Genomic DNA, 7,763 nt, shown 5'->3' with positions numbered 1-7,763 from the left:
GGGTCCTTTCTTGGTGGTGTCGCAATCCCGAGAATACCCTACTTTTTTGTTATCTGTGAAGACTCCAAATTTTGTTACACAGACTACTTTACTTCATCCCGGATCTTGAGTCGTAACGCTGTTTTCCAGCGTTACAGAAGGAATTATTCCCGTTAACAGCTCTGTAAGAAGGAAAACATACTTACAGAGCTGGAAAAAAAGCTCTTGGGCAAATTCTTGAGTTGTAACGCTGTTTTCCAGCGTTACAGAGGAAATTATTCCCGCTAACTACTCTGTAAGAAGAAAAAACATACTTACAGAGAAGCAAAAAGATGGCACCGCCGAGAACTTGAATCGTTCATTCAAATGGGCCTTTCGTCCGTAATTATTTCACTTAAAAAGACTTACTTCAAATAAAATACTTCCTTCATCGGTTGAATTGGAACCGCTTCACGGAAATCGAAAGAGCCAACAACCATCTTGGAGGTAATTGCATTCCATCGGTTGCATGCTTCGCTCTCGGCTAAATAAGCGAACGCTGCATCTATATCATCACACAAAAAGCAATAAAAAAACTGCGCGCCATTTTGGAAAATGGAGTAATCCCTTATTCCCGCTTTGCTGTGCTCTTCCATGATTTCTGGCCATGGCGCCAGATGCATACGCACATACTCTTCCAAATCTTCTTCTCGAATGGTCCATGTCCAGGCAAATTTACCGCTGTTTGTCATATAATTTCCTTCTCCCCATCGCCGAATTATTACCGCTTAACCAGATCTTCCCGTATCGGAGTAAATACATCAAGCAAAGCGGATTCTTCAAGCGCTGTAACACCATGAACAGCTCCACTCGGAATATAGATGGTTTGTCCCTTTTCAATTGTCGTTAAAACACCATCAATTTTGAACTCAATTTTACCTTTTAAACAGTAGGACATTTGTTCATGAACATGGCTGTGCAAATACCCGATAGCCCCTGGTTCAAAATGCACTTCCATCATCATTAGTCCCACTTCAGCCTTCAGAATGCAACGCTGCACACCAGGCTCTGCTGCTTCCCATACCCCAATATTAGACAATGAACGCTCACCTTCCCATCTTTAAAATAAAGAAAAAAGGACCAAGCCCGATTTCCGCTTGTCCTTTTGATTATATGCTATTTGAACCAATGTGAACATAGTTGAATGCAAATGAACATTATCAATGAATAGCTGCTCGATCTTTTCCTTTATCAGCTTCACCAGCATTTTTTGAATTCGCCTTTTTTTAGATGAATGCTTTCGTGAGTATCATTTTCCATTTGAATGATAATTTCACAGGAACCATGAATCGTATACATGATTTCCATGGCATCGTGACAATGAAAAGACATATGGAAACCGTGGTTATACATGATGGCCGAAACAAGTCCATTGTAACCGTAGGGAAACAAAAAGAAAATCCCAACGTTTACAACGTGGGATTATGTTCATTGTTGCGTATACGATCCATCACATGACACAAAATAGTTATCATATCATCGATATTTGCCTTCGAAACAATAAGCGGCGGCATCAATCGAATGGTGTGGGCATTGGGGGAATTAATGATTAGACCTTCCTCCAAACAAGCAGCTACAAGCTCCGCTCCTAGCGGTTCAGGAAGATCAAAAGCAAGCATCAAGCCTTTTCCACGAATGTTCTGCAGTCCATATGTTTGCTGCACATCACGCAGCTTGCCTAGCAAATAGTTCCCTTGCTCTTCGGCATGCTGCGGGAGATTGAGGCGAATCACTTCGTTCACAACCGCAAGTCCAACTGCCATTCCCAGAGGTTGACCCGTGTACGTACCTCCTTGATCGCCTGCGTCAAATAAATTATAGATCTCCTTGGTCAGCATTGCAGATAGCGGGAACCCGCCCCCGATTCCTTTGGCCAAAGTCATAATATCCGGTTGGATGCCATAGTGTTCATACGCAAACATCTTACCCGTGCGACCGATACCGGTTTGAATCTCGTCAAATATAAGAAGGATGCCCTCGTCGTCACATCGTCTGCGCAGCTCTTTGACATAGTCGGCATCTACCTCATTCACACCGCCTTCACCCTGAATCAGCTCCAGCATAATGGCGCAAGTCTGAGGACCAATAGCTTCAGACATTGCGTTCATGTCATGAAGAGGGACATGCTTGAACCCAGGCATGCTCGGACTAAACAGCTGCTGCCACTTCGCTTTGCCTGTCGCTGACATCGTCGCTAAGGTACGTCCGTGAAAGCTATTCGTTGTTGTAATAATTTCATAGGCTCCGCCTTTATGCAGAGAACCATATTTACGCGCAAGCTTGATCGCGCTCTCGTTCGCCTCAGCTCCCGTACTTCCGAAAAACACCCGTTGAAAGCCAGATATTCGCGTTAACAAATTAGCAAATTCAATCATCGGCCTATTATAGAAAGCTGGGCTCACGTTGATGAGGTGCGCCGCTTGCTGCGAAAGTACGTCGATCATCACCTGCGGCGAATGACCCAAACATGTAACCGCCCAGCCCCCGATAAAATCGAGGTAACGTCGGTCTTCCGTATCCCAGACATACATCCCCTCACCGCGCTCCATCACAAGCTGCGGACGCTTTGCCGTAAATAAAATGGATCTCTCCGCTTCGCTCAACAGCGCGGAGGTTTCTTGTTTACCTTCAAAAATCACAGTATCACCTCATTTATGATATGCATAATTATACGAATTATTGTATTTATATGCAATAATTATTTTTTATTTTCCAACCACCTACCTCTTATTTCCGCACGTGTACCATGATCCAAGCTACTTTTCTTTTAACTGAAACAAAAAAGAACCTCTCTATTCATCGAAGAGAGAAGCTCTTTTCTGCAGTTTAGTTCTATTCATGCTCATCCGGTTCATCCGAGGTAAACGCTTTTCTTACATTATCCACAATCTCTCCAATAGCTTCACTGACCATATCTGTGGCAGTTACATCTTCTGCATCAGGTGGAGTGGGTATTGTATCATTACAAACGTGATCGAAATAGTGACTTTTGTCCATTGCTCATCCCTCCTGCAGGTGCTGTCTGATTCTGGAATCAGTCCATGTAGTTGTTTGCGTATTCGTTATCCTTTATTCACCATCTCTGCTCAATTTGAAACACGCTTTAGAAATTCCTTGCTTAAACGTTTCAATTGGAGTAAATTAAACCTATATGAACTTATACAAACTAAAATAAACCAATAAGAGGAGAGATTTTCATGGATATTCGCTATGCATCCCACCCTAACGAAGTTAAGCAGTTTGACACAGAGCGCCTGCAAGCAGAGTTTCAAATCAATTCTTTATTTACACCAAACGAGATTACCCTCGTTTACTCTCACGTAGATCGTTTCATCATCGGCGGTGTGCTGCCGCTTAATGGCGCGCTTCAACTACAAGCCGATAAGAAAGAAATGGCTGCTGACTATTTTCTAGAGCGTCGTGAAATCGGGATTATTAACGTAGGTGCCAGAGGTACGATTACGGTTGACGGTACCGTTTATACGATGGACCCTAAAGACGGTCTTTACATCGGACTTGGTGCTAAAGAAATTACATTTGCGAGCGATAACGCGGCAGATCCGGCGAAATTCTACTTTAACTCCACACCTGCACACAAAACCTATCCGACTGTAAAAATCGCCATAAGCGAAGCTTCCCCGAACCACTTGGGCAGCATTACAACTTCCAATGAGCGCACCATTTATAAATATATTCACACTGGCGGTGTACAGAGCTGTCAGCTCGTTATGGGTATGACATTGTTGAAGCCGGGTAACATGTGGAATACAATGCCTAGTCATACGCATAATCGTCGTTCCGAAGTTTATTTCTACTTCGACATGCCGGAAGACAGTGTTGTATTCCATATGATGGGCGAGCCTCAACAAACACGTCATGTGGTTATGCGCAACGAGCAAGCCATCATCTCCCCTAGCTGGTCGATTCACAGCGGCGTAGGCACGAATAACTATACATTCATTTGGGGTATGGCTGGCGAAAATCAAATTTTCGAAGATATGGACGCCGTAGCCATGAAAGACTTAAAATAATCGGTAACCCTCTTTAGAAACGGATGAGTGCCGATGAACCCTTTACGAAGATATGAAATCATCATGGAAATACTGCTGGCACAAAAAGAAGTGACCGTCAACGAGCTCAGCGAGCGTCTGGACGTTACAGGCAAAACCATTCGGGAAGATTTAGCGAAGCTCGAGGAAAAAGGACTTCTTCTCCGCATACACGGCGGAGCGGTGCTGGCACAGAGTGATCAACTAGGCATTCTGTCCTCCAAAGAGCCTAACATCAAGCATGCGGATGAAAAAACGGAGATTGCTACCATCGCTCTCCGTTACATCCAGCCGCGTGATATCATCGCACTCGATGGCGGCAGTACAACATTAGAAATTGCTAGGCGGCTGGTTAATCAGCCGCTTACCGTTGTTACAAATGACTTATATATTATTTCGGAACTCGTGCATAAGGATGAAATCCGACTCGTTGTGCCTGGCGGTTATCGCTTGCGCAACATGCTCGCGGGCCCGGAAGCGGCCGAATATGTGAGCAAGCTCAATATACAAAAAGCATTTATTTCAGCTACCGGCGTACATTTACAGCATGGCTTTACGATCTACACCAGTGATCTTGTCGATTACAAACGAGCGTTGATCTCCTCCAGTGCTGTCGTCTACGGAGTGGCTGATCATTATAAATTTGGTCAGTGTGCGCTGCGCACATTTGCTGCTCTTTCCGAAATCTCCATCATTCTGACCGATTCTGCACTGCCCGTCGAAACCGCTCAGCAGTTTCGCGATGCAGGCATTCAGTTAGAAACTCAATAAGTTAATAAAGGAGCCCCACTTATGACACTATTTAATTTAACTGGTAAAACGGCTTTTGTAACCGGCGCTTCCGGCGGTTTAGGTCAAGCCATGGCGATTGGCCTAGCTGAGGCCGGAGCTACTATCATTGCCGTTTCTTCTTCCGAAAGTATCGAAACGGTTGAAAAGATCCGAGCTTTTGGAGGCCAAGCAGAGCTTATTGCAGCTGACCTTAGCCAGGAGGACATCCTTGAAGATGTCGTTAACAAAGCGATCGGCATCTACGGAAGCATCGATATTCTTGTCAACAATGCAGGTATTATTCGTCGTACCCCTGCCGTCGACCATGCACGTCAAGATTGGCATGATGTCATTGACTTAAACTTGAACTCTGCTTTCTTCTTATGCCAGCTTGTTGGTCGCCATATGATCGAACGCGGCAGTGGGAAAATCGTGAACATCGCTTCTATGCTTACTTATCAAGGCGGAATTAATGTTCCTGGCTACACAGCAAGTAAACATGCCATTGCAGGTGTAACCAAAGCATTAGCGAATGAGTGGGCTGGAAAAGGAATCCAGATCAATGCCATCGCTCCAGGCTATATGACAACGAACAATACAGCACCTATTCTTCAAGATGAAAAACGCACACAATCCATTACAGATCGTATTCCTGCTGGCCGTTGGGGGTCGCCTGATGATTTGAAGGGCCCCGTAGTTTTCTTGTCTTCCCATGCTTCCGATTACATGAACGGTCACGTCTTGTGCGTAGACGGCGGATGGATGGCTAGATAGATGGGCATTGGCACGCTAGCTCATTCCGTTGGCCATCTCCCACTGCAGCAATTAACTGCGAAATTGAGCGGAAGAGGTATCGATTTCGTCCAGCTTGCGCTTACCAAAGCCATCAGTGATATCGACACAAGTCTAGGAAAGCTAAGTCCTGCCCTTGCCAATCATATTGGTGAGCAATTCCATCGTGCCGGCATACGCATCGGCGTATTGGGCTGTTACATCAATCCCATCCATCCCGACCCGCAAGTACGGCGACATGAAATCAATCGCTTCAAAGAGCATCTGCGATATGCAAGGGACTTCGGCACCTCCATCGTTGCGACGGAAACGGCCGATCTTACGACCTACCTGACGCAGGACTCCGAGCGTTATGAAGCGATCGGCTGGGAGTTACTTAAACAAACGGTTGAGGAATTAGTTGAGGAGGCTGAACGTTGGGGTGTTTTTATCGGGCTTGAGCCTGTATTCACTCATACGTTATCCAGCACCGAGAAAATGTGCCGCATACTGGAGGAGATTCCATCGAGCAATCTCGGTGTCGTCTTCGATCCTGTTAATCTGTTGCCGCCCGCAGCTGTCGAGGTTGCGTCACAGAATGCTTTTTTGGATGACGCCTTCACTGCTTTTGGAGACCGGATCATCCTTGCCCATTTGAAAGATGTCATTGTGCGAAATGACAAGCTGGAGGCTGTAGCTTCTGGCAAAGGTATCTTCCAAACGAAATCATTCTTGGAGAAGCTGCATCATTATAAACCGGGCATTGATATTTCCCTGGAGCAGCTTGCCGATGATACGATCGAAGAAGCCCTTCAATACGTGAGAACGCTTTTATCCTCATAAAATAAATCAAAGCCTCGTTCTCTCTCAAAGAGATGAACGAGGCTTTTTGGAACGGCCGGTTGTGAATCCTACTTACTTCTTAATGTCCGGTTCTGTCATTACTTCATAATCGTCCCCCAAAAAAGCTTGAAGTCCCCTTAAAGCAGCAACACCTACCGCGATATCTTCTTCGCCCTGACCGCCGCTAACGCCAACACCGCCTATGACATTTCCATTCACGACGATGGGAAATCCGCCGACAAAGATCGCGAACTTGCCAGGCATCATCGCATGAATGCCGAACGCTTCGCCATTTACCGCTGCCGGGCCTCCTGGCTGATTGAACAGATGTGTCGAACGTCTATGCCCACTCGCTGTAAACGCCTTCGCAATCGCCAGTTCCGGACTTGTATTACGGCAGCCATTCATTCTTTCAAGGGCAATGAGATACCCGCCGTCATCCACGATACAAATCGTTTCCAATGATTTCGATTCTCGGGCTGCTTGAAGGCCCGCCGCAACCATTACCCTAGCTTCCTCCAGTTCAAGCTTAAATACGGATTTCATGAATCTCCTCCCTACAGCCATCGTGTGCGTTAGTGATTTTTCTTCTATCTGTTTCATTCATATGGGCTTCGTGTCTGTTTCAGACGTTGCTATGCCTTCAAATCCTAATGCCGTCATGCAATCTCAAGTACCATTTAATTGACTTAAAGACATGTCCTTGAAGTTTTTCCACAAATTCATTTACATATTTGAATCCTTTGGATTCATAAAATCTTCGCCCAATGCGATTTTCCTTCTCTACGACTCCAAATAGTGTTTTTAATCCACCTAGCTCTTGAATCCCTTTACTTAATAATTTACCTCCGAGCCCTTGTGACTGTACCTCCGGAAGTATATAGATTGCTGCTAGTTCGGCTTCCTCGATATTTTGTTTGGAAGGAAAGAAATTGGCAAATCCTTTTATCTCTCCAGCGCTCTCAGCTACCAACAAAACTGACCTTTCTAATCTATTTCTCATTGCAGAGTCAGAATAATATTTCTGTTAGAATGCTTCTTGAATATACGGAGGGATAGTATCTTTATATGTTTCTTTCCATGTTATTTTCGCAACCTTTTGAATCCCATCGATATCATGAAATGTCGCAACTCTGATCATACTTGTCATGATGATCCCCTCATCCATAAATTCTTCAATCTCTTATTAAAAACCCTCCCAAATATAAATTACTCAACTTTCGCAGCTTAATTCTCCAAACAAACCCTTGATATAACAAGGCAAACCGGAGATCCACTCGTGGAGTTGACAAAATACCGACGACTTTTCGC

The 7,763-nt window shown here is 44.9% G+C and carries 9 protein-coding genes and 1 pseudogene; 4 read left to right on the top strand and 6 right to left on the bottom strand.

All coding sequences use genetic code 11. From position 1 onward, the window contains the following. Positions 1-383: 383 nt before the first annotated feature. From FU659_RS33955 to FU659_RS36135, 4 genes are all read right to left on the bottom strand, one after another. Positions 384-710 (bottom strand): L-rhamnose mutarotase, encoded by a 327-nt coding sequence (locus tag FU659_RS33955; RefSeq protein WP_147951579.1) that lies wholly within the window; start codon positions 708-710, stop codon positions 384-386. A 29-nt stretch (positions 711-739) separates the two neighbouring features. After that, positions 740-1,057, bottom strand: a complete 318-nt coding sequence (locus FU659_RS33950; RefSeq protein WP_147951578.1) for a cupin domain-containing protein — start codon at positions 1,055-1,057, stop codon at positions 740-742. A 370-nt stretch (positions 1,058-1,427) separates the two neighbouring features. Further along, entirely contained in the window at positions 1,428-2,657 is a 1,230-nt protein-coding gene (locus FU659_RS33945) for an aspartate aminotransferase family protein (protein WP_261808229.1), read from the bottom strand. 193 nt (positions 2,658-2,850) lie between these two features. Further along, entirely contained in the window at positions 2,851-3,015 is a 165-nt protein-coding gene (locus FU659_RS36135) for a hypothetical protein (RefSeq protein ID WP_187274594.1), read from the bottom strand. A 200-nt stretch (positions 3,016-3,215) separates the two neighbouring features. Here FU659_RS36135 and kduI point away from each other — a divergent pair, with 200 nt between their 5' ends. Genes kduI through FU659_RS33925 form a run of 4 tightly spaced genes read left to right on the top strand, consistent with a single transcriptional unit; the run spans position 3,216 to position 6,452 of the window. Beyond that, positions 3,216-4,049: a 5-dehydro-4-deoxy-D-glucuronate isomerase gene (gene kduI / locus FU659_RS33940; protein ID WP_187274593.1), complete on the top strand. Its 834-nt coding sequence runs from the start codon at positions 3,216-3,218 to the stop codon at positions 4,047-4,049. 33 nt (positions 4,050-4,082) lie between these two features. After that, on the top strand, positions 4,083-4,838 hold the full coding sequence (locus FU659_RS33935; RefSeq protein ID WP_147951576.1) for a DeoR/GlpR family DNA-binding transcription regulator: 756 nt from the start codon (positions 4,083-4,085) through the stop codon (positions 4,836-4,838). Positions 4,839-4,859: 21 nt separating this feature from the next. Continuing rightward, the gene (gene kduD / locus FU659_RS33930) at positions 4,860-5,612 is read left to right on the top strand and encodes a 2-dehydro-3-deoxy-D-gluconate 5-dehydrogenase KduD (protein ID WP_147951575.1); all 753 of its coding nucleotides are present in this window, start codon (positions 4,860-4,862) and stop codon (positions 5,610-5,612) included. Then, a complete protein-coding gene (locus FU659_RS33925; protein WP_147951574.1) occupies positions 5,613-6,452 on the top strand; it encodes a sugar phosphate isomerase/epimerase family protein in 840 nt (279 codons plus the stop codon). A gap of 72 nt (positions 6,453-6,524) precedes the next feature. Here FU659_RS33925 and FU659_RS33920 read toward each other — a convergent pair whose 3' ends face one another. Together FU659_RS33920 and FU659_RS33915 are read right to left on the bottom strand one after the other, a co-directional pair. Then, positions 6,525-6,998 (bottom strand): GlcG/HbpS family heme-binding protein, encoded by a 474-nt coding sequence (locus FU659_RS33920; protein WP_147951573.1) that lies wholly within the window; start codon positions 6,996-6,998, stop codon positions 6,525-6,527. Between the two features lie 97 nt (positions 6,999-7,095). After that, positions 7,096-7,464: pseudogene (locus tag FU659_RS33915) on the bottom strand (N-acetyltransferase family protein); the annotation flags it as partial. Positions 7,465-7,763 lie beyond the last annotated feature (299 nt).

The organism is Paenibacillus sp. N3.4, assembly GCF_008017805.1.
Lineage (GTDB): Bacteria > Bacillota > Bacilli > Paenibacillales > NBRC-103111 > Paenibacillus_E.
This window is presented reverse-complemented; position numbering and strand designations above follow the sequence as displayed.